Below are 18,350 nucleotides of genomic sequence, written 5' to 3'. Positions count from 1 at the left end.
GCCATGCCTCTCGGCGAGCGCCCGGTCCTTGTCGGACGGGTCGATCACGGTGAAGCGCGCCTTGTCGTAGGTGAAGTGACGCTCGATCAGAGGCAGGGTGCCACGGCCGATCGAGCCGAACCCGATCATCACGATGGGACCGCTTATGTGGCCATGCACAGGCCAGCGGCGTTCAGTCATATCTTCATCCTGTTGTGGGGAGATCGGTTACGATCGAAACGACAGCATCGCTGCAATCCGAAGCTGCGATGTCGCCAAGAGGATTGGGATGCAGAAAGCCGTTAGTGCTCTACGGCTACTGCTTTCCGGGGAACGTCTTCGATGAATCGATAGCCGATACCCTCGACGGCAACGACGTGCCGAGTATTCCATTGGGCATCGCGGAACGGCATCTGATCGCCAACCCTCAGACCGAGGAGCGCTGTTCCCAGCGGACTGGCCACCGAGATCTCGTCCGGGTTCATCAGGTCGCAAGGATGCACGAGAAAGTGCGACCTCAGGCTCTGCTCATGGTCCCGCCGATAGACCGCACGACAATTGAGCGACACGACACCTTTCGGCAGATCAAGTGCATGGCAGAGTTCCGCCCGCTTCAGCTCCGATAGCAGAAAGCCGACTTCGTAGTCGCCTCGCAGGTAAGCATCGATACCGTAGATCAATAGGCGATCGAAGTCGTAGTCGGATATCGTGATCGGCGGGAGCTCGTGAACCGCGTTCAACCTGGCACCTCACAGCATGATCACTCCGCTCAGTTTTGCCGAGCAGAGGCGATCGCGGCACAGCCATCAAGAGGGCGTGCACGAAGAGAAACGAAAATGTGCTGGAGATTTACCCTGGAGCCGGCCTCGCCTTGGCAAGGCTAACGAAGCGCCAGGGCTTAAGAGCCTGCTTGCAGGCTGCCCGCGCGCGCCAGGAGGCGTATGCTTTGAAGGCGGTTTGACATAGTGTCCTGATGAATAAGCCGAGTCCCACGGAAGTCAAGCGAGGTATGACGGCTTCTCGAGAGAACGCCCCCGCGGTGGGATGCCCCCACCATCTGCGATTTGACATTCCTGCCGACTCGGCCAATGTTTAAGGCACCATGCCGTTTCTTGCGACATTTAATCGTGCCCTGCACCGGGCAGGCCACCTGATCGCGGGCGGGTAGCCCCGAGCCGACGACGCTCCGTCGTCCCGCTCGGGGTCACGGGAGAGCTTCCACCGAAGCGCCCGCAGCTTTGACCGACAGAAGCCGGTCCCCTCCTCTTCATCGAACTTTCAATGTCGCGGACAGGACGAACAAGTCCTGACGACGCACGGATTTTTGCCGTGCGCGGTCCGCAGCCTTACCTAAATTGCCAAGAGGTCGAGCCGTGGAAACTGTGAAGAACGATCAATCCACGAATCCGGAATCCGGCATTGTCGAGGAAGAGCTCGAACGGAAGGTGATTCCTCTTCCGTTGAACCGGCGGGTCGTCCTCGATCAGGCCCCCGATCACGACGATGACGACGATCCAGGTCCGACGGCGGCCTGAGCTTGGAAACTACAGCAGCAGGAACAGTAAGATGAAGAAGGCGTTGGACGGGGCAGGCAAGCCCCGGATAAAGATGACGGCGGAGGACCATGAACGTCTATCCGGTCTCGCCACCGCGGCTATGGATCGAATGCCAGATGTCGCCGCCGCTCTCGCGGACGAGCTCGACCGTGCGCAAATCATCCGGGACCGACGGTATTCCGGAGGGTTCGTGCGCATGGGATGCGGCGTCGAATTTCGCGACGAGACAACCGGAAGGTCGCAGACCGTGACCTTGGTGTACCCCCGCGAGGCGGACATCGAACAGGGCAAGGTGTCCGTCATGACGCCCGTTGGCGCGGCTCTCATTGGCCTGAGTCCAGGCCAGGCGATCGATTGGGAGACCCGGTCCGGAGTGATCAAGCGTTTGTCCGTACTCGACGTAAAGGAACCCGCAGTCGTCTAGGACAAGCCACTCCCGCACCTGCCGTCCGGCGCACCCGCGTGAGCCGGATCGCCGCCGGATCCACCGCCTCCCGAAATCCAACGAGAACCTTTGCGATGATGGGCGATAGTATTTCCAAGGACCTGCCTCCCCTGGTTATTCCTATGCCGGATTTCCGTACGCTCCGTCTCGTCGCCTCGGGAGCGCGGCCGCCGCATGCCTACGCCAGGACGGCCGAATGGCTGGCGGCGGAGCTCGATCGCGCGACCGTTGTCGCGCCGGACGTGGTGCCGGAGACGGCCGTGACCATGCACACCCGTGTCGAGTACCGCGACGACGTGACGGACCAGGTCGGACGTCTGACGCTGGTCTATCCCGGCGAGGAGGACTGGGACGAGTACCGGGTTTCCGTTCTCTCGCCCGTCGGAGCGGCATTGATCGGATTGTCGGAAGGGCAATCGATCCGCTGGCGGACGCCGTCCGGCGGGATGCGGGGTGTGACGGCCCTGCGCGTCCTGTATCAACCCTACCAGACGAGTCTCGAAATTCCGCACATGCGCTACTGACACGTCGACCCAGGGACAACCCAGGACCATCGCAGGCCCCGACCGCGCGATCTCCCTTTCCGGCCCGCCGGAACATGAAGGAGCCGAAAGATGTCCCCATTCTTCGCTCGTGTCACGCCGACATCCCGCGATGGGCGCGCCTCGCGCCCGCCGCTGCTGTTCTACATTCTGCTCGCACCTATCGCGCTGTGGGGCGTCTACTGGCACGTACTTTGAAGCTTCACCGAAGTCGGCATCGCGACGCTGGCGCGACCGAGCCAAGCTACCGGATTTCCGAAGCCGGACCCCAGCGGGCCGCAGCGTGCTATCTCGCGCACCTCCGGGAAACCGGTGCGGATCCCGCCGCATCGCGCCCGAGCCGCCCTGGCGCAATCCCGTCCGGACCGGATCCACGAGACCGTCCTACTTGCCTGTCGCTTCCAGCGCCGCCGCGTGGAACAGTGCGGACGACATCCTGACCGTACAGAACGCCTCATGGACATCGAGCTTGCACGGACGTTTCTGACCATCGTCGAGACAGAGCACTTCGGCCGTGCAGCGAAGAAACTGAACGTCACGCAGACGACCGTCAGCGCGCGCATCCACTCGCTTGAGGAACAGCTCCAGCAGCCGTTGTTCGTACGCAATAAATCCGGCTCGGTCCTCACGCCCGCAGGCGAGAGATTTCTGAAGTTCGCGCGGACTCTCGTCCAAGTCTGGGAGCGTGCCCGGCACCAAGTGTCGGTTCCCGACTGCAGCCGGACCGTGTTTCGGATCGGGAGCGAGTTGAGCCTCTGGAGCCCGCTGCTCCTGAACTGGATGGTCTGGATACGGAGCAGCGCCTCCGACATCGCGCTCCAGACACGGGTGGATCTTTCGGACGCTCTGCTGCGTCATGTGACGGACGGCCGGCTCGACCTTGCCCTCGTCCATGCTCCCCGCTTGACTGCGGGATTGCGGGTCGAACTCGTGATCAGGGAGAAGCTCGTCTTCGTGACGACGGACCCCTCCCGCGTCGACGTCTGCGATCCTGGCTACGTCTTCGTCGATTGGGGCGACGACTTCGCAGCGCATCACGGCGCGAGCTTTCCTCATTTCGTGAACTCCGACCTGCGCGTGGGTCTCGGTCCGCTGGGCCTCGACTACATCGTCAAAGCCGGAGGTTCGGGCTACTTCCGCCAGAGTGCCGTTCAGCGGCACCTCGGCACAGGACGGCTTCGGCTGGTGCCGAATTCTCCGGAGTTCCCGCACTATGTCTACGCCGTCTTCGCCGAAAACGCCGAACGCGACGTGATCGGAACAGCGCTGCCCGGCCTGCGGGCGGTCGCGGAGCTGGAGTGGGAGCTAGACGGCTGTCTCACCGGTCTTCGGGGCGGTCTGCCGCCGGCCGGCTCGCCTGCCGAGCCACCGGCGGCCGAGGTGAGGCCGGACCGGTTGGTCCTTCCGTAACCGGGACGCCAGCGCCGCTCCGACTCGCGCCCGGCCGCCGAGCCGTTGCAACGCCCCGCACTGGATTTTCCGCGTGTCGTCGCGGCCCGTGCGGGAACGGCCGCGCTCGAGCAGCACAACCGACCAGGCGGATTCACCTCCGCACCCGCAGCAGCAGTCCGAGTCGCGACGAAGCGGCCGCCACGATCGTTCATCGCCTCGGAAGTCCGATCGGTCATCGGCTTCCGATCCGCGGCGAACGAGCAGAAATCTTGATCTCATTCACCAAAGAATTTCGTTTGTTTCGGCGCAAGACGTAGCTCAATGTGGCGCAAAATAGTGAATCTCAGGAAGTGACCAGTGTGCGTCGACATGACGGCAGATGTTCTGAAGCAGGTCCGCGGATGTAGGAGGTCCATCTTGACAGCATACAATCTCTTTCGTCATTCGGAAAAGGACGAGCTCATCTGCGCGATACCGGAGGATGCGCCGGTTCTCGGTTTCGTCCGTGCGCCGCGGTGGATTTTTGCCGGCCGCATCGATACCGCTAGGAGCAATCCGCCGCCCTTCGACCGGTCGGCGGCACAGGAAAGCATCAAGTACAACGGGTACTATCTGTTCCAGATGGTGTCTTCGACGATGCCGTCCGCATTGGCCGAGGAAAGCCGCATCCAGACGGCTGCAGACGAATACGTACCCTATTTCGAACATCTTCCCCGAAAGACTCTGCTCAGGCTGCAGCGGCCCGCCATGATTGAGGTGGGCTGAGAGTGGCGCCGTCACCGGAAAGCCACTCGTTCGAACGCCCGGCTGGGGCACGTGACCAGCGGTGCTGCCGGGCCGATTGTAGCCCGTCGTCGCGTCGCAGGATCAATGATCCCGTTTGGCCTCCGCGAGTAGGTCCGATCGACCGAGACGCCCCCCGAGCTCCAGATGAATCCGATGTCGAGGATGCGCCATGATGAACCTCTTTCTCCCGGTACGCCTTGCGGAAGGGCTCCGGTCGGCGGCGGTCACCGCGTGTCTCGCGGTAAAGTCACCCGAGGGCTTCATCGAAGGCTCCGCGTAAGACGAGCTCCCTCCGGTCATTCAGCCGTCCCCGTGCTTATGGACGCGGGCCCGCCCGGCGGCTGCCGACCCGTGCCTGCAAGAGTACGACCGTGTGAGCGCACAGATCGCCGCCGCTGCACGCAGATTCCGGAACATGCCGCGAAAATGGCAGACAGATCACCGGACGGGAGGATGATCATCACCCCGGGCTGTCGGAAAGACCTGATCCGGCGGACATAGGGTTCAGTGTCCTGCGACATAGCGACTCCGCGAGATAGGAGGGTATGAACCGCAATAACCATGGCCACTCGGACATCGACATGAGGCAGCATACCTCAACCTCCGCTTGACCGGATTACTTGCAAAGTAACAAAATCAAAGTCGTAAGCCGTAAATACCGGAGTATAATCTAAGTTTTCATTCCAAACGGTCGATGAAAGTCCCGCTGCTTCTCACTAGTTTTGGCTGCATTCCGACCCGGATCGCACATATGAGGAAAGCGGGAGCGAGAGCCTGAACGATGCGGCGACACGCGCCGACGAAAGATGTTCTTCGTCGGACGCTTTGAAGCCCGGTCGGCTCGGCACTGTTCATGGAGATCGTCGGCCACCTTCCGCGGGAACGCGCTCTCCCTCGTCCTGCACGTCGCATTGAGGCCGCGGCGGCATATTTTCGCATCGAGGCCGCGCGGCTTCTGGCGATCTAACAGGCAAGAGACAACGCAGGCCCTTGAAGTACGCCGTAGAGTAGTTATAGTCAGAGCTGTCATGTGTATTTCGGGTCGTCTTAAGAATCAGAGAGCTGGCCGTCTCGTCGCAGGCCGCTGAAACCCCGTAGCCAGCGAACGCCAAGCGTTCGGCTGCTCGGGGTGACGATCTCCCGACTTTCTCGTCCAAACATCAAAAATGGCCGTTCGTCCGTGGCGCGAAGCCCCGGCGCGCGACAGCATCAGCGCGGCTTCTCGTGGGCCGCGGCACGCATGGCCGTTCCGATACCTTACAGAGAGATCCGACACATGAGACCGCCTGTTGTTCACGACCCGATGAGGGTGCTCCCACGCCAATGCCACGCCCAGCCATGTGCTCGGAGACCACAGGCGGCACGCCCGTGGGTTCATCGGTCACGGCCGCCGCTCAGGCGACGTCTGGATCGCAGCCGGAGACCCCAAACATCGACAGGATGGAGCTTCGCCGCATCGTCATCGAGGTCCTGGGCTGAGTGCTGCTCGGCCGTCTTCGCATGGACCGGCATGGCTTCTTGCTCATCCGCTCGGCTACCGGGCGGTCCAACCATCTAGATCCTGCAACTCAACAGGAGGTCAGCATGAAATCTTGTCGCATCGGCGCGCCCATCGTCGTGCAAAGCTCCAGCATCTCTCTGGGCAACGCGTTGCGGCATCGCGCATGTGCGGGCATCGAGCGCCTCGCCTCGAAGTATTTCGGCCGCCTCAACGCGGCGACGATCTACTTCAGCCGCGAGGGCACGGGGTATCGCTGCACGGTCAACGTTGACATGGGACCGCGGCGGGTCATCACCGGGCAGGCGCAGGGTGCGTCATGCCACGACGTTCTCGATAGCGCCCTGCGGAGGGCGGCGACGCGGTTGAGGCGATTGAAGCGCTCCCTTCGGGACGACAAGTTCCCCCGGTTCGGCGGCCGGCCGGGCCTGAATCCCGCGTCGGCCCCGTTTCGGAACGCGGGCTTTCCTCGTCGCGGGCATCGGTTCGCGACCGTGCCGCTCGACCTGCGTCTCACCCTCGCGGAGTGTGACGGGCTTGATGCAGCCGATTAGGAGTTCGGATTGAAATGTCCCTCACCGCAAGTGGAGGTGAGCCATTGCAGGGAACAGGCTTGGTGCGCCGCAGAGAAAGGCGCTCGGAAGTCAATCGAGGCCCATCCTGTGGTGGAGCTGCTCACCCTGCCATAAATGATTGACTGGATAGTTGAAGATCTAAGTGGAGTGGCCATATCCATGATTGTCATGTTCTCGCTGGATCGCTCCCTCAACATGAGAGCCGGCCGCCTCGTCGCAGGCCGCTAGCCCCGATGCCGGCGAGCAAAAGCTCGTCGCTCGGGGCAATGACGGTCCATCTCAGCTAGCTCGACACTTTAGAAACAGCTTCAAGGCTGCCGCATCTGTGGCCGAGCGTGCGCGGACCCTGTCCGCGAACGCGGAAGCGCATGTCGAGCTCACTTCCACTCAGGCTCCAGCCGACATCATTCCGCTTAGGAGGAGGCTCATGCGTATTCTCGTTGCCACCGACTTTTCACCCCGCTCGCAGCGCGCCGTGCGTCGCGCCGGCATCCTGGCCGCTCAGACCAGGGGGGACATTATCCTCATGCATGTTGTGGAAGGCGCCGGTCGTCCTGAAGTCGCACGGGATCTCCGCGAAGCGCAACGCATGACCGCCGAGCAGATCGCCGTTGTGCCGGAACTTCTCCACGTCCCGTGTAAGCCTCTCGTCGTCGAGGGGGGCCTTCCCGACGTGATCCTCGATGCGGCATTGTCTCACGACGCTGACCTAATCGTGGCCGGCGCGCCACACAGGGCGGGAGCACGCAGTTCCGGGCGGACCGTTCGGAGCCTGATCCGCAACGGACGCCGCCCGGTCCTCGTGGTCAGTCGATCCGCCGCGGGGCCCTACACGCGGATCATGGTCCCGGTCGACTTCTCGGATGCCTCCGCACGCGCCCTGCGGAGCGCGGCATCGCTCGAGGTCGCGAACGGCGCTGACGTAACTGTCGTGCACGCGTTCGAGGCACCGGGGAAGCCGAAGCTATCGGCGTTCGGCGTCGCGCGCGAGCAGATCGACAGCTACGTCGAGAACTGGCGCTCCTCATTTGCGGAGGAGTTCGATGCCTTCCTTGAGGCTGACGGTCTCGCGGCGCGGGATTGGTCGAGGCGGGTGGAAGAGGGTTCGCCTCAGGACGTGATCGTGCGCCTTGCCGAGCAGATGCCCTCGGATCTCGTTATCATGGGCACCCATGCCCGCACCGGGATCAAGAAGGCGCTTCTCGGAAGTGTCACCGAGGACATCCTCGACACCGGAGGCGTGGACGTGCTGGTGGTCCCGCCGCATCCGCTCGGTCTCAGCGAGCGGATGCGGCTGCTTACGCCTGCTCCGACGGTCTGGGCCGAGCAGCTAGCCTCCAGAGTTGCAGCCCCGTAGGCAGCTATGACTGGCGCGGCCGTTAGAACAGGTTGTGCGCGTGAGGGCTCGGCATATGTAGCCAAGTTGATGTACTCCGGCCGATGGTGGCTCACCGTTGCCGATTCCGCAGTCTCGCCTAGCGCGGTCCCGGCGTCGGGGCCGCTCGCCGGCTCAACACAGGTAGCTACACTTCGGCGACATTCGGTACGGCGAGAACGGCATTGTGCAGATTCTAGGCGACTGTTCCGAGCTCCGGAAACAGCAGGATTAGAAGTTCAACCTGAGAATATTCAGGAAAACTGCGAAAATTTCCTTGCATAGCGGCGCATCTCGCCCGCCAATTCTGTTCTGTATTCTTATAACCCCAATCGGGCGGTGGGGCGTCTATTAGCTCGTGTTGCGAACACGGCCACTCTAGGCCGCAACGATCTGCCATGAAGCGGTTGTGAGGTCTCCTTTCCTACAAAGCGTCCTGTATGCATGAGCGCTTGTTGCACCAGAACCATCGGGAATTTGCTGTGGCGACCGATGTACGAAATCTACTTCATGCGCAGATATGCGAAAATCGCCGTCAGGAATATGCCCAGGAACATCAGCAATCTGATCAGCTTGACTATAATCGCACGCTTTGAAGCTGAACGGCTTTGAACGCCATCTACACCGCCCCGCTGGCTGCGAGAACGCAAGTCGGCCATGGCGAACTCCCGAGATGAGTGTGGAGCCTGGATGTCGGGCAGAGGCATCCTGCAGCAAGCCTCCAGGTGCGATCGGAACGGCAGATGGGGTTGATGCGAAATTGCATTATTCTGGGCGGCCGACCTGTTTGACAGCAGGTGTTGAATGCCCGAGGTATAGCACATGGTGGCATACGTGGCCTTCAGCCGAATTCGGCAGCGTGCCGGGCAGCTTATCCTGGGCAAGTAGCCCCGAGTTCGCGTCTCAACGCGAACTCGGGGTCGCGTGAGACGACCCGAGAGGCTGAAGCCTGGGTCAGCACGCTTCGAAGCACGTCCCCCATCCATCCATGCCGACGACCGAGGGTGAGAACGCGCCCGAGCTGCGCATTGCGGTTCGAGCTCGGCAGCATCCCTGAATGTCCAAGTCGAAGACGGAAGCATGATGCCGCACAGATCGAAGGATCGAAGGTGTATTTCCTTCGCCGAAGTGCGGAGGTCTCCGGGGGCGGCGGCAAGTCGGCAGGCGTAGAGCACTTCACAATGCTACACACCACCTCGAACGCACCGAGCGAGAACCCGCGGATGCTCGAGCGCGCGATCGGCCACCAGATCCGCGTCATGCGGCGCGAGCGCGACCTCTCGGTGGCCGATCTCGGCGCAGCCGCCGGTATCTCACACGGCATGATCTCGAAGATGGAGAACGGGCAGATCTCGCCCTCGCTCGCCTCGATCAACGCGGTGGCAAGCGCGCTCAACGTGCCGATCACGGCCCTGTTCTCGGCCTTCGAGGAGAGCCGCGACTGCTCGTACGTGAAGAACGGCCAGGGCGTGGTGATCGAGCGGCGCGGCACCAAGGTCGGCCACATCTACGAGCTGCTCGGCGCCGGACTGCGCGGCGAGATCGTGCTCGAGCCCTACCTCATCACCCTGGAGGAGGACGCGGAGCCCTACACGGGCTTCCGCCACAGCGGCGTCGAGTTCATCTACATGCTGTCCGGCGAGGTCAGCTACCGCCACGCCGACCAGGACTACCACCTGCGCCCCGGCGACGCGATGCTGTTCGACCCGCAGGCCCTGCACGGGCCGGCCAAGCTCATCAAGACGCCCATGACCTACCTGTCGGTCGTCGTCTATGCGCAATATTAGGATGGCGGCTTGAGTGCGAATCGACTTGGCTCGTCCTTCAACACAGCCGCCGACATGATCGTATTTGCCGGCCTCAGCCTAGGATTGGACGAGGTCCGTAGTCTGATCCCGACAAGGGTGCGCCCTCCGGTTGAGGCTGGTGACCTCAGCGTGCTGCCCAACGGGTGCACGGCGATCATCATCGATGGTGTTCTCGATCCTGAGATCATGCTGACTTCCGATGAGATCGAGGATGCACTCGCCCGAGGCGTCAAGGTCAGCGGTGCCGGAAGCGTCGGAGCATGGCGGGCGGCAGAACTCTCGGACGCTGGCATGATCGGCAGGGGGTGGGTGTACGAGACATATCGTTCCGGCCGGATCAGCGGTACGGACGAGATCGCCCTCCTCTACGATCCAGTCAGCCTGACGGCGTTGACCTTACCGTTGATCAGCTTGCGGCACGCGCTTGAGGACGCTGCCCATCGGGGTGCTTTGCCCAGTATGGCTGCGAAATCGGCGATGGCGATAGCCCGCGACATCCCGCTGGCGAACCGGGATCTGGATACCCTGACTTCCCGCCTTTCGGACCATATAGCCCCCGGGTGGCTCACTAAGGTGCTGAGAAGCAGGATGGAGCGTCGACTGGACATCAAGGCCGTCGACGCACGTTTCCTGATCCGACACGCTGCTTTCGGCGGCAGTTCAAGTCCCACCCGGATGCGAGGTTGTCATGCCTATACGCCGAATATCCGCCGTTCTCCTGGCAGAAATCAACATTCATGACGACCTTTTCGTGCCATCGCCTACGCACCCCGGGGAACAATCCGCCGGGCTTGGTCTCGATCGTCGCGAGGATCTGCGAAGATATTCAATCCGAGTCCGATCGCGGCCAAGTCGCGTCATATATCCCAAGTCTTGCTCGGGTCGATCCGGAGCATTTCGGAATGGCAGTCGCGACGGCGGATGGCGGCATCGTGCTCGGCGGCAGCGCTGACGTCGGCTTCTCGATCCAATCCATTTCGAAAGTCTTCGGCCTGACGCTTGCGCTCGGAAAGGTCGGCGACGAGTTGTGGAAGCGGGTCGGACGAGAGCCGTCCGGCACGGCTTTCAACTCGATCGTGCAACTCGAGCAGGAAGCCGGCATTCCCCGCAACCCATTCATCAACGCGGGCGCGATCGTCGTGACGGACGTCAACCTCGGGGGATATCGGCCCCGTGAAGCCCTTGGGGAACTTCTGCGTTTCGTCCGCTACCTCGCCGAGGACGAAACGATTGCGATCGACGACGAAGTCGCACGGTCCGAGGCCCAGACAGGCTTCCGCAACATCGCTCTTGCAAATTACATGCGCTCGTTCGGAAATCTCGTGCATCCAGTGGAACTCGTGCTCGGAACATACTTCCACCAGTGCGCGATCGCCATGACATGCAGGCAGCTCGCTCTAGCCGGTCGGTACCTGATGTTGGACGGCTGCCATCCCGACGGCGGCCGCGTCGTTCCGGAACGGAGGGCTCGCCGGATCAACGCCTTGATGCTCACATGCGGACACTACGATGCATCGGGCGATTTCGCCTTTCGTGTCGGAATGCCAGGCAAGTCGGGAGTCGGTGGCGGCATCTTGGCCATCGTACCGGGCTCTGCTTCCATTGCAGTATGGTCGCCGGGTCTGAACGAGAACGGGAACTCGAAATTGGGGTCTCTAGCCCTTGAACGTCTCGCTGAGGCTACGGGCTGGTCGGTTTTCAGTGCAAGACTTCAACCCGCGCGCTAGTTTGGTGTCCGTCTGGATTCGATGGAGCTCAATCATTCGAAGACCGCCCGATGCCCGCGACCACGCTGTTCCGGCACGATTGCGATGTACGGACTTCGCACGCTCCGTCCCAGGAACGTTCTCTGTGGCACGACCAAATGCCCGCAGATGCATCATGGAGAAGTGCCTCACCTCGGGCAGGCGAAGCCGGTCTCCGATCATGGCCTCCCTTACCGGTCGGTCCGCTTGCTTGCGCGATTATCATGCGGGCCGCCGAGCGGAGGTACGAGGGTCGTGTTGAGCCAGCGGCTGAGCCGTCGAAAAACGTCGGCCTGCAGGTGCAGGGGCTGGATCCGTATCAACGGCCATGCCGGCAACCGACCTACACGGACAGCTTCGTTTCCCTCTCGTTGCCGCCTTCCACGACGCCGGCCACCTTGAACGGAGTCCAGCCAAAGCCTGAACCCCGCCCTCCCGCTGGCAAGGTTGACCAACGGCAATGCCGCAAGAAATGCTTCTCATTGCCATCGTGATGCTGCCCTTCGTCGGGAGCTGTCTTGCGGCGCTGCTGCAATCCAACGCCCGCAATGCGGAAACGTGGCTAGCCGGCGCGACCGCTCTCACCTGTCTGGTGCTGGTCTCGACAGCTTTTCCAGCCATTGCAGCGGGAGGGATCATCCGCAACAAGATAGAGTGGCTGCCCGAGTTTGGCCTTGACTTCACGCTGCGGGTCGACGGGTTCGCCTGGATGTTTGCCGTGCTGATCACCGGAATTGGCTTCCTGGTGGTATTATACGCGCGCTACTACATGTCTCCGACCGATCCCGTGCCGCGGTTCTTCTCCTTTCTGCTAGCGTTCATGGGCGCAATGCTCGGCATTGTGCTGTCGGGCAACTTGATCCAACTCGTCTTCTTCTGGGAGCTGACCAGCCTCTTCTCCTTCCTTCTGATCGGCTACTGGCACCAGAACGCGCCCGCCCGCGACGGTGCGCGCATGGCACTGACCGTTACCTCCGCCGGCGGACTCTGCCTGTTCGCCGGAGTGCTTTTGGTAGGACACATCGTCGGCACCTACGATCTCGACCGGGTGCTGGCATCGGGGCACCTGATCCGCTCCCACCATCTCTACATCCCTACCCTTCTGCTCGTTCTCCTCGGTGCGCTCACGAAGAGCGCGCAGTTTCCGTTCCATTTTTGGCTGCCGCACGCCATGGCAGCCCCGACGCCGGTTTCCGCGTATCTGCATTCCGCCACGATGGTGAAAGCCGGCGTGTTCCTGCTCATTCGCCTATGGCCGGCCCTCGGAGGGACCGACGAGTGGCTCTGGCTCGTCGGTTCCGCCGGTTTGATCACGTTCATCCTCGGCGCGTACATCGCGATCTTCCAGCAGGATCTCAAAGGATTGCTGGCGTACTCGACCATAAGCCATCTGGGCCTGATAACGCTCCTGATCGGGCTCGATGCACCATTGGGCATCGTCGCCGCGATCTTTCACATCCTGAACCACGCGACCTTCAAGGCGTCGCTGTTCATGGCGGCAGGCATCATTGATCACGAGAGCGGCACGCGCGACATCCGGCGTCTCAGCGGCCTGTGGCGCTTCATGCCGGTCACCGCGACCTTGGCGATGGTCGCCGCAGCGGCCATGGCCGGCGTCCCCCTGCTGAACGGATTCCTGTCGAAGGAGATGTTCTTCGCGGAGACGATCGAGACCCACAACGGCTCCCTCCTCGATGACGCGCTGCCCTACATCGTCACCTTGGCCAGCACCTGCACCGTCGCATACTCGTTGCGCTTCATCCGCGACGTGTTCTTCGGCCCCCCACCGACGGGTCTGCCGCGCACTCCTCACGAGCCACCCCGGTGGATGCGGTTTCCGGTCGAGCTGCTGGTACTGGCTTGTCTCGTAGTTGGGATCATCCCTTCCATGACGGTCGGGCCAGCACTGGATGCAGCCGTACGAGCAGTCCTTGGAGGTGACACGCCGGAATACAGCCTCGCCATTTGGCACGGCTTCACCCCAGAACTGCTCATGAGCATCCTCGCCATGAGCGGCGGCGTGGCGCTCTATTTCGCGTTGCACGGCTACCTGCTGAGCGGTGTCGAAGGGCCGCCGCTTCTGCGCCGTCTGAACGGGCAACGCATCTTCGAGCGCATCCTCGTCTTCTTGTCGTGGCGCCTGGCGAGGCGCCTGGAAAACCTCTTGGGCACGCGCCGTCTCCAGCCTCAGCTACGGTTGCTGGTGGGCATGGCGCTCCTCGCAGGGGCCGCGCCATTCTACGCGGGCGGGTTCTCGACGGGACGTCCGGTGTCCGACATCGATCCCGGCTTTGCTCTGGTCTGGGCGGTCGGGGCCGCCTGCGCCATCGGCGCGGCCCATCTCGCCAAATTTCACCGCCTCGCCGCCCTCGTCCTGCTCGGAGGAGCCGGCCTCGTGGCCTGCATCAGTTTCGTCTGGCTCTCCGCTCCCGATCTCGCCCTGACCCAACTCGTCGTGGAGACGGTGACGACCGTGCTGCTTCTGCTCGGGTTGCGCTGGCTACCTAAACGCATTCCCGAGGCCGGTGCGATGGGATGGTGGACGCAGATGCTCCAATGGCACCGTGCTCGCGATCTGACCCTCGCCCTCTGCGCCGGTGCCGCAGTGGCGGCTCTGGCCTACGCGGCCATGACGGAACCTGTGCCCGACAGAATCTCGCGCTTCTTCGTCGAGAATGCCTATACGCAAGGCGGTGGCACCAACATCGTCAACGTCATCCTGGTCGACTTCCGCGGCTTCGACACGCTGGGCGAGATCACCGTCCTCGGCGTCGTGGCACTCACGGTCTATGCCCTCCTGCGTCGGTTCCGTCCTGCAGCCGAAAGCGTTCCGCTCCCAGAGCAGCAGCGCATCCAAAACGCCTACGACGATGAGCATCCGGAACGTGCGACTGGCGACACCATCGCAGATGCCATGACCATCCCCGCGTTGATCATGAGGCTCATGTTCCCCGTGATCGGCGTCGTCGCCCTGTTCTTCTTCCTGCGAGGACACGATCTGCCCGGCGGCGGGTTCGTGGCAGGCCTGACGATGGCGGTTGCCTTCATCCTCCAGTACATGGCCGGCGGCACCCATTGGTTCGAGGCGCGCCTTCGGATCCTCCCGCTGCGCTGGATGGGATTTGGCCTGCTGGTCGCGGCCGGAACAGGCGCTGCAGCCTGGCTGTTCGGGCGCCCCTTCCTGACCTCCTACTTCGCCTATGCGAACGTACCGCTGATCGGTCCCGTACCGCTGGCAAGCGTGCTTCTGTTCGATCTGGGCGTGTTCTCGCTCGTCGTCGGCGCCACCGTGTTGATGCTGATCGCGATTGCGCATCAATCGGTGCGAAGTCACCGGGCGGCACCACAAACACGGGGACCTAGGCCACAGCCGGCGCCTCGCAGGATGGAGGTGGAGTGATGGAGATCATCCTCGCCCTCGGTATCGGGACACTCGCCGGCTCGGGCGTCTGGCTAATCCTGCGACCGCGCACCTTCCAAGTGATCATCGGTCTCTCACTGCTTTCCTACGCGATCAACCTCTTCATCCTCGCGATGGGGCGGCTGCGGATCGGCGCGCCGCCCGTCCTTGCGACGCGGGGAGTCGGCGACCCCTTGCTCTACGCCGATCCTCTGCCGCAGGCCCTGGTACTCACCGCCATCGTGATCAGCTTCGCGACGACGGCGCTTTTCCTCGTGGTGCTGTTGGCCTCGCGGGGGTTGACGGGGACCGACCACGTGGACGGCCGGGAGCGGGACTCGTGAGCCGCTTCGCCGACCACCTGCTCGCCGCGCCCATCGTGGTGCCGCTGCTCGCAGGAGCCCTCATGCTTCTCCTGGGCGAGCGCCGACGCGCCTTGAAGGCCGCGATCAGTCTCTCCTCGACCTTCGCGTTGGTCGTCGTAGCGATCGCAATTCTCCATGTTATCGACTTGCCGCCGAATCGAGCCGGATCGACCGGGGTGTACCGCCTCGGCGCTTGGCCGGCACCCTTCGCCATTGTGCTGGTCGCGGATCGCCTCGCGGCGCTCATGCTGCTCCTGACGAGCGTCTTGGCATTCGCCTCGCTACTCTTCTCGCTCGCCCGGTGGCACCGCGTCGGCGCGCATTTCCACTCGCTGTTCCAGTTCCTGCTGATGGGCCTCAATGGCGCCTTCCTCACAGGCGATCTGTTCAACTTGTTCGTGTTCTTCGAACTGCTCCTGGCGGCATCCTACGGACTTGCACTGCACGGTTCGGGCGCATTGCGTGTCAAGGCCGGACTTCACTACATAGCCATCAACTTGGCTGCCTCGCTCCTGTTCCTGGTCGGGGTGAGCCTGATCTACGGCCTCACCGGCACGCTCAACATGGCGGATCTTGCCATCCGCATTCCGGCCATTACGCCAGAGAACCGGCCCTTGCTGGAAGCCGGAGCCGGAATTCTCGGGATCGTCTTCCTCCTCAAGGCGGGCATGTGGCCGCTCTGCTTCTGGCTCCCGACGACCTACGCCGCCGCCGCTGCGCCGGTTGCGGCGATCTTCGCGATCATGACCAAGGTCGGCGTCTACATCGTGCTGAGGCTCTGGCTGCTCCTGTTCGGCGTCGAGGCCGGAGCATCGGCGCAATTCGGCGGAGACTGGCTGCTGTTCGGCGGCATGGCGACGGTCGCCTTCGGCGTCATCGGGACCTTGGCCTCGCAGGACTTGGCGAGACTGACGGCCTTTTCAGTGCTCGTATCCTCGGGCACCGTGCTCGCTGCAACCGGCATGGGGCAGGTCGCGGTGACGACCGGAGCGTTGTTCTACCTCGTAAGCTCGACACTCGGCCTCGGTGCCTTGTTCCTGTTGGTTGAGCTTACAGAGCGTGGACGCGAGCCGGGTGCGGACGTGCTCGCCGTGACGCGCGAGGCCTTCGGAGAAGAGGACGATGACGAAGAGGGAGAGATCGGTGTCGCCATCCCTGCCACCATGGCCCTGCTGGGCCTCGCGTTCATCGGTTGTGCGTTGGTCGTTGCCGGGCTTCCACCGCTGTCCGGCTTCATCGCCAAGTTCGCGCTTCTGAGCGCCGCACTCAACTCATCCGGGGCGAACGGGAGCGGCGGCCCGATCTCTGGTGCGTCATGGGCCCTGCTCGCGATGCTGATCCTATCGGGGTTGGCAGCACTCATCGCGATGGTCCGTGCGGGCATCCGGACCTTCTGGGCAGCGCCCAACCGCACGATCCCGCGTGTGCGGGTGATCGAGATGGCGCCCGTCGCCATCCTCATCTTCCTATGCGGGATTTTGACGATCCAGGCCGGTACGATCATGCGCTACATGCGGGACACAGCCGAGGTGCTGCATACGCCCCGATCCTACATCGGCAACGTGCTACCGCCCTCCGCTTCGGAAGCTCGCGGAGCGGGCCGGTCATGACGCGGCTCCTGCCGTTCCCGCTCGTGTCCGCCGGTCTTCTGGTCGTCTGGCTCCTGCTCAATCAAGCGCTTTCGGTGGGCCATGTCCTACTCGGCAGCGCGGTGGCGCTGGCCGGGGGATGGGCCTTGGCGGTGCTGCGGCCACCGAAGGCCCGCTTCAGGCGGCCAGCCGCCATCTTCCGGCTCTCGTCAATGGTATTGGCCGACATCGTCCGGTCCAACATCGCCGTAGCCTCGATCATCCTGGGTCAGGGACGGCAGAAGCGGACCTCAGGCTTCGTGCACATCCCTCTCGAATTGCGCGATCCCTATGGGCTGCTGATGCTGGCGTGCATCATCACTTCGACTCCCGGCACCCTCTGGGTGGATTTCGATCCGGCGAAGGGCGTGCTGATGATCCACGTCCTCGATCTGGTCGATGAAGACGACTGGGTGCGCACGATCAAGGATCGCTACGAGAGGCCCCTACTGGAGATTTTTGCATGAGCACCAGCGTGTTGACGGCATCGCTGCTCATGGCACACGGGCTCTTGGCCCTGGGCATGGGATGCGCCGCGTTCCGGATGCTTCGAGGCCCGAGGGCGCAGGACCGCGTGGCGGGTCTCGATGCCCTCTACGTCAACGCCATGCTGCTGCTCCTCACCTTCGGCATCCGATCCGGCAGGTCGCTCTACTTCGAGGCAGCCCTCGTCGTCGCCGTGCTCGGCTTCGTCGGGACCGTAGCTCTCGCCAAGTTCCTGCTGCGGGGAGAAGTAATCGAATGAGCGAGGCCGCTGAACTACCTGCATGGGCTGCGCTGCTGACTGCCACACTGGTTCTGATCGGTGCAGTCGTCACCCTAATCGGCTCGATCGGGCTTTTACGGCTCGAGAGCTTCTACGAACGGGCTCACGCACCCACTCTCGGAACGACCCTCGGGACCGGCTGTATCGTGGTGGCTTCGATGGTCTATTTCTCGGTGCTGCAGACCCGGCCCGTGATGCACGAACTGTTGATCACGATCTTCGTTGCTGTGACGACACCGGTCACGCTGATGCTGCTGGTGCGGGCAGCGCTATATCGCGACCGGTCGGAAGATGCCGGCGGAATCCCAGGGCCGGATCACTCCTGAAGCGCAAAAGACGACATTGGTCTCGCCTCCTCTAGGCGTAGAGACCTTGATGGACCACCTGCCCACCGTCGAGTTGCTAGGAGGACGAGTTCAGAGTGGGATGGTATCTTCCGCAGGGCATGGTGAAGGGCACGGTCATCCGTCGTCACATCACGTTCCTGCTC

At 62.9% G+C, this 18,350-nt stretch carries 20 protein-coding genes; 17 read left to right on the top strand and 3 right to left on the bottom strand.

Translation table 11 applies throughout. The annotated features are described in order from the left end of the window. Both MOX02_RS26470 and MOX02_RS26465 read right to left on the bottom strand, forming a co-directional pair. Positions 1 to 180: saccharopine dehydrogenase NADP-binding domain-containing protein (locus MOX02_RS26470; protein ID WP_174804973.1), on the bottom strand; the 180-nt coding region annotated here is incomplete at its 3' end. A gap of 101 nt (positions 181 to 281) precedes the next feature. Continuing rightward, positions 282 to 719 carry a GreA/GreB family elongation factor gene (locus MOX02_RS26465; RefSeq protein WP_147028804.1) on the bottom strand — a complete coding sequence of 146 codons (438 nt, stop codon included), beginning with the start codon at positions 717 to 719 and terminating at the stop codon, positions 282 to 284. Between the two features lie 633 nt (positions 720 to 1,352). On the opposite strand from MOX02_RS26465, the gene MOX02_RS31580 reads away from it, so the two are divergent. From MOX02_RS31580 to MOX02_RS26435, 8 genes are all read left to right on the top strand, one after another. After that, on the top strand, positions 1,353 to 1,514 hold the full coding sequence (locus tag MOX02_RS31580; RefSeq protein WP_170268004.1) for a hypothetical protein: 162 nt from the start codon (positions 1,353 to 1,355) through the stop codon (positions 1,512 to 1,514). Positions 1,515 to 1,545: 31 nt separating this feature from the next. Beyond that, on the top strand, positions 1,546 to 1,959 hold the full coding sequence (gene rnk, locus MOX02_RS26460) for a nucleoside diphosphate kinase regulator (protein WP_147028803.1): 414 nt from the start codon (positions 1,546 to 1,548) through the stop codon (positions 1,957 to 1,959). Between the two features lie 38 nt (positions 1,960 to 1,997). Continuing rightward, a complete protein-coding gene (gene rnk / locus MOX02_RS26455; RefSeq protein WP_238179961.1) occupies positions 1,998 to 2,504 on the top strand; it encodes a nucleoside diphosphate kinase regulator in 507 nt (168 codons plus the stop codon). A gap of 90 nt (positions 2,505 to 2,594) precedes the next feature. Beyond that, positions 2,595 to 2,720: a hypothetical protein gene (locus MOX02_RS32755; protein WP_280525358.1), complete on the top strand. Its 126-nt coding sequence runs from the start codon at positions 2,595 to 2,597 to the stop codon at positions 2,718 to 2,720. A 258-nt stretch (positions 2,721 to 2,978) separates the two neighbouring features. Further along, positions 2,979 to 3,932: a LysR family transcriptional regulator gene (locus MOX02_RS26450; RefSeq protein ID WP_147028802.1), complete on the top strand. Its 954-nt coding sequence runs from the start codon at positions 2,979 to 2,981 to the stop codon at positions 3,930 to 3,932. A gap of 399 nt (positions 3,933 to 4,331) precedes the next feature. Further along, the gene (locus MOX02_RS31790) at positions 4,332 to 4,679 is read left to right on the top strand and encodes a hypothetical protein (protein WP_174804972.1); all 348 of its coding nucleotides are present in this window, start codon (positions 4,332 to 4,334) and stop codon (positions 4,677 to 4,679) included. A 1,605-nt stretch (positions 4,680 to 6,284) separates the two neighbouring features. Beyond that, positions 6,285 to 6,752, top strand: a complete 468-nt coding sequence (locus MOX02_RS26440; protein WP_147028801.1) for an HPF/RaiA family ribosome-associated protein — start codon at positions 6,285 to 6,287, stop codon at positions 6,750 to 6,752. A gap of 448 nt (positions 6,753 to 7,200) precedes the next feature. Then, positions 7,201 to 8,130 (top strand): universal stress protein, encoded by a 930-nt coding sequence (locus MOX02_RS26435; protein WP_147028800.1) that lies wholly within the window; start codon positions 7,201 to 7,203, stop codon positions 8,128 to 8,130. Positions 8,131 to 8,651: 521 nt separating this feature from the next. Here MOX02_RS26435 and MOX02_RS31575 read toward each other — a convergent pair. Continuing rightward, positions 8,652 to 8,807 (bottom strand): hypothetical protein, encoded by a 156-nt coding sequence (locus MOX02_RS31575; protein ID WP_170268003.1) that lies wholly within the window; start codon positions 8,805 to 8,807, stop codon positions 8,652 to 8,654. Positions 8,808 to 9,329: 522 nt separating this feature from the next. Here MOX02_RS31575 and MOX02_RS26430 point away from each other — a divergent pair. The 9 genes from MOX02_RS26430 to mnhG all read left to right on the top strand — a co-directional run bounded on the left by MOX02_RS26430 (position 9,330) and on the right by mnhG (position 18,186). Continuing rightward, positions 9,330 to 9,935 carry a helix-turn-helix domain-containing protein gene (locus MOX02_RS26430; RefSeq protein ID WP_147028799.1) on the top strand — a complete coding sequence of 202 codons (606 nt, stop codon included), beginning with the start codon at positions 9,330 to 9,332 and terminating at the stop codon, positions 9,933 to 9,935. A gap of 9 nt (positions 9,936 to 9,944) precedes the next feature. Continuing rightward, positions 9,945 to 10,697 carry a TfuA-like protein gene (locus MOX02_RS26425; protein ID WP_147028798.1) on the top strand — a complete coding sequence of 251 codons (753 nt, stop codon included), beginning with the start codon at positions 9,945 to 9,947 and terminating at the stop codon, positions 10,695 to 10,697. Then, on the top strand, positions 10,694 to 11,683 hold the full coding sequence (locus MOX02_RS26420) for a glutaminase (RefSeq protein WP_147028797.1): 990 nt from the start codon (positions 10,694 to 10,696) through the stop codon (positions 11,681 to 11,683). The genes MOX02_RS26425 and MOX02_RS26420 overlap by 4 nt, the downstream gene beginning before the upstream one ends. Before the next feature lie 478 nt (positions 11,684 to 12,161). Beyond that, positions 12,162 to 15,101 carry a monovalent cation/H+ antiporter subunit A gene (locus tag MOX02_RS26415; protein WP_147028796.1) on the top strand — a complete coding sequence of 980 codons (2,940 nt, stop codon included), beginning with the start codon at positions 12,162 to 12,164 and terminating at the stop codon, positions 15,099 to 15,101. Further along, positions 15,101 to 15,445, top strand: coding sequence for a Na+/H+ antiporter subunit C (locus tag MOX02_RS26410; protein ID WP_147028795.1), 345 nt, complete (start codon positions 15,101 to 15,103; stop codon positions 15,443 to 15,445). The genes MOX02_RS26415 and MOX02_RS26410 overlap by 1 nt, the downstream gene beginning before the upstream one ends. After that, positions 15,442 to 17,076 carry a monovalent cation/H+ antiporter subunit D gene (locus tag MOX02_RS26405; RefSeq protein ID WP_147028794.1) on the top strand — a complete coding sequence of 545 codons (1,635 nt, stop codon included), beginning with the start codon at positions 15,442 to 15,444 and terminating at the stop codon, positions 17,074 to 17,076. Before MOX02_RS26410 ends, MOX02_RS26405 begins: the two co-directional genes overlap by 4 nt. Beyond that, positions 17,073 to 17,561, top strand: a complete 489-nt coding sequence (locus MOX02_RS26400; RefSeq protein ID WP_147028793.1) for a Na+/H+ antiporter subunit E — start codon at positions 17,073 to 17,075, stop codon at positions 17,559 to 17,561. Before MOX02_RS26405 ends, MOX02_RS26400 begins: the two co-directional genes overlap by 4 nt. Next, entirely contained in the window at positions 17,558 to 17,839 is a 282-nt protein-coding gene (locus MOX02_RS26395; protein ID WP_147028792.1) for a K+/H+ antiporter subunit F, read from the top strand. Before MOX02_RS26400 ends, MOX02_RS26395 begins: the two co-directional genes overlap by 4 nt. Further along, positions 17,836 to 18,186 carry a monovalent cation/H(+) antiporter subunit G gene (gene mnhG, locus MOX02_RS26390; RefSeq protein ID WP_147028791.1) on the top strand — a complete coding sequence of 117 codons (351 nt, stop codon included), beginning with the start codon at positions 17,836 to 17,838 and terminating at the stop codon, positions 18,184 to 18,186. Before MOX02_RS26395 ends, mnhG begins: the two co-directional genes overlap by 4 nt. Positions 18,187 to 18,350 lie beyond the last annotated feature (164 nt).

Origin of the sequence: Methylobacterium oxalidis (genome assembly GCF_007992195.1) — a bacterium.
GTDB lineage: Bacteria > Pseudomonadota > Alphaproteobacteria > Rhizobiales > Beijerinckiaceae > Methylobacterium > Methylobacterium oxalidis.
Note: the sequence above shows the minus strand (reverse complement) of the source record. Positions and strands in the feature narration are given on the sequence as shown.

Excerpts from the sequence above, each read along its gene's own strand:
- MOX02_RS26420 (WP_147028797.1), top strand. The coding sequence starts at position 10,694 with ATGACGACCTTTTCGTGCCATCGCCTACGCACCCCGGGGAACAATCCG.
- MOX02_RS26430 (WP_147028799.1), top strand. The coding sequence starts at position 9,330 with ATGCTACACACCACCTCGAACGCACCGAGCGAGAACCCGCGGATGCTC.
- MOX02_RS26435 (WP_147028800.1), top strand. The coding sequence starts at position 7,201 with ATGCGTATTCTCGTTGCCACCGACTTTTCACCCCGCTCGCAGCGCGCC.
- MOX02_RS26415 (WP_147028796.1), top strand. The coding sequence starts at position 12,162 with ATGCCGCAAGAAATGCTTCTCATTGCCATCGTGATGCTGCCCTTCGTC.
- mnhG (WP_147028791.1), top strand. The coding sequence starts at position 17,836 with ATGAGCGAGGCCGCTGAACTACCTGCATGGGCTGCGCTGCTGACTGCC.
- MOX02_RS32755 (WP_280525358.1), top strand. The coding sequence starts at position 2,595 with ATGTCCCCATTCTTCGCTCGTGTCACGCCGACATCCCGCGATGGGCGC.
- MOX02_RS26440 (WP_147028801.1), top strand. The coding sequence starts at position 6,285 with ATGAAATCTTGTCGCATCGGCGCGCCCATCGTCGTGCAAAGCTCCAGC.
- rnk (WP_147028803.1), top strand. The coding sequence starts at position 1,546 with ATGAAGAAGGCGTTGGACGGGGCAGGCAAGCCCCGGATAAAGATGACG.
- MOX02_RS26450 (WP_147028802.1), top strand. The coding sequence starts at position 2,979 with ATGGACATCGAGCTTGCACGGACGTTTCTGACCATCGTCGAGACAGAG.
- MOX02_RS26410 (WP_147028795.1), top strand. The coding sequence starts at position 15,101 with ATGGAGATCATCCTCGCCCTCGGTATCGGGACACTCGCCGGCTCGGGC.
- MOX02_RS26395 (WP_147028792.1), top strand. The coding sequence starts at position 17,558 with ATGAGCACCAGCGTGTTGACGGCATCGCTGCTCATGGCACACGGGCTC.
- MOX02_RS31575 (WP_170268003.1), bottom strand. The coding sequence starts at position 8,807 with ATGGCCGACTTGCGTTCTCGCAGCCAGCGGGGCGGTGTAGATGGCGTT.
- MOX02_RS26400 (WP_147028793.1), top strand. The coding sequence starts at position 17,073 with ATGACGCGGCTCCTGCCGTTCCCGCTCGTGTCCGCCGGTCTTCTGGTC.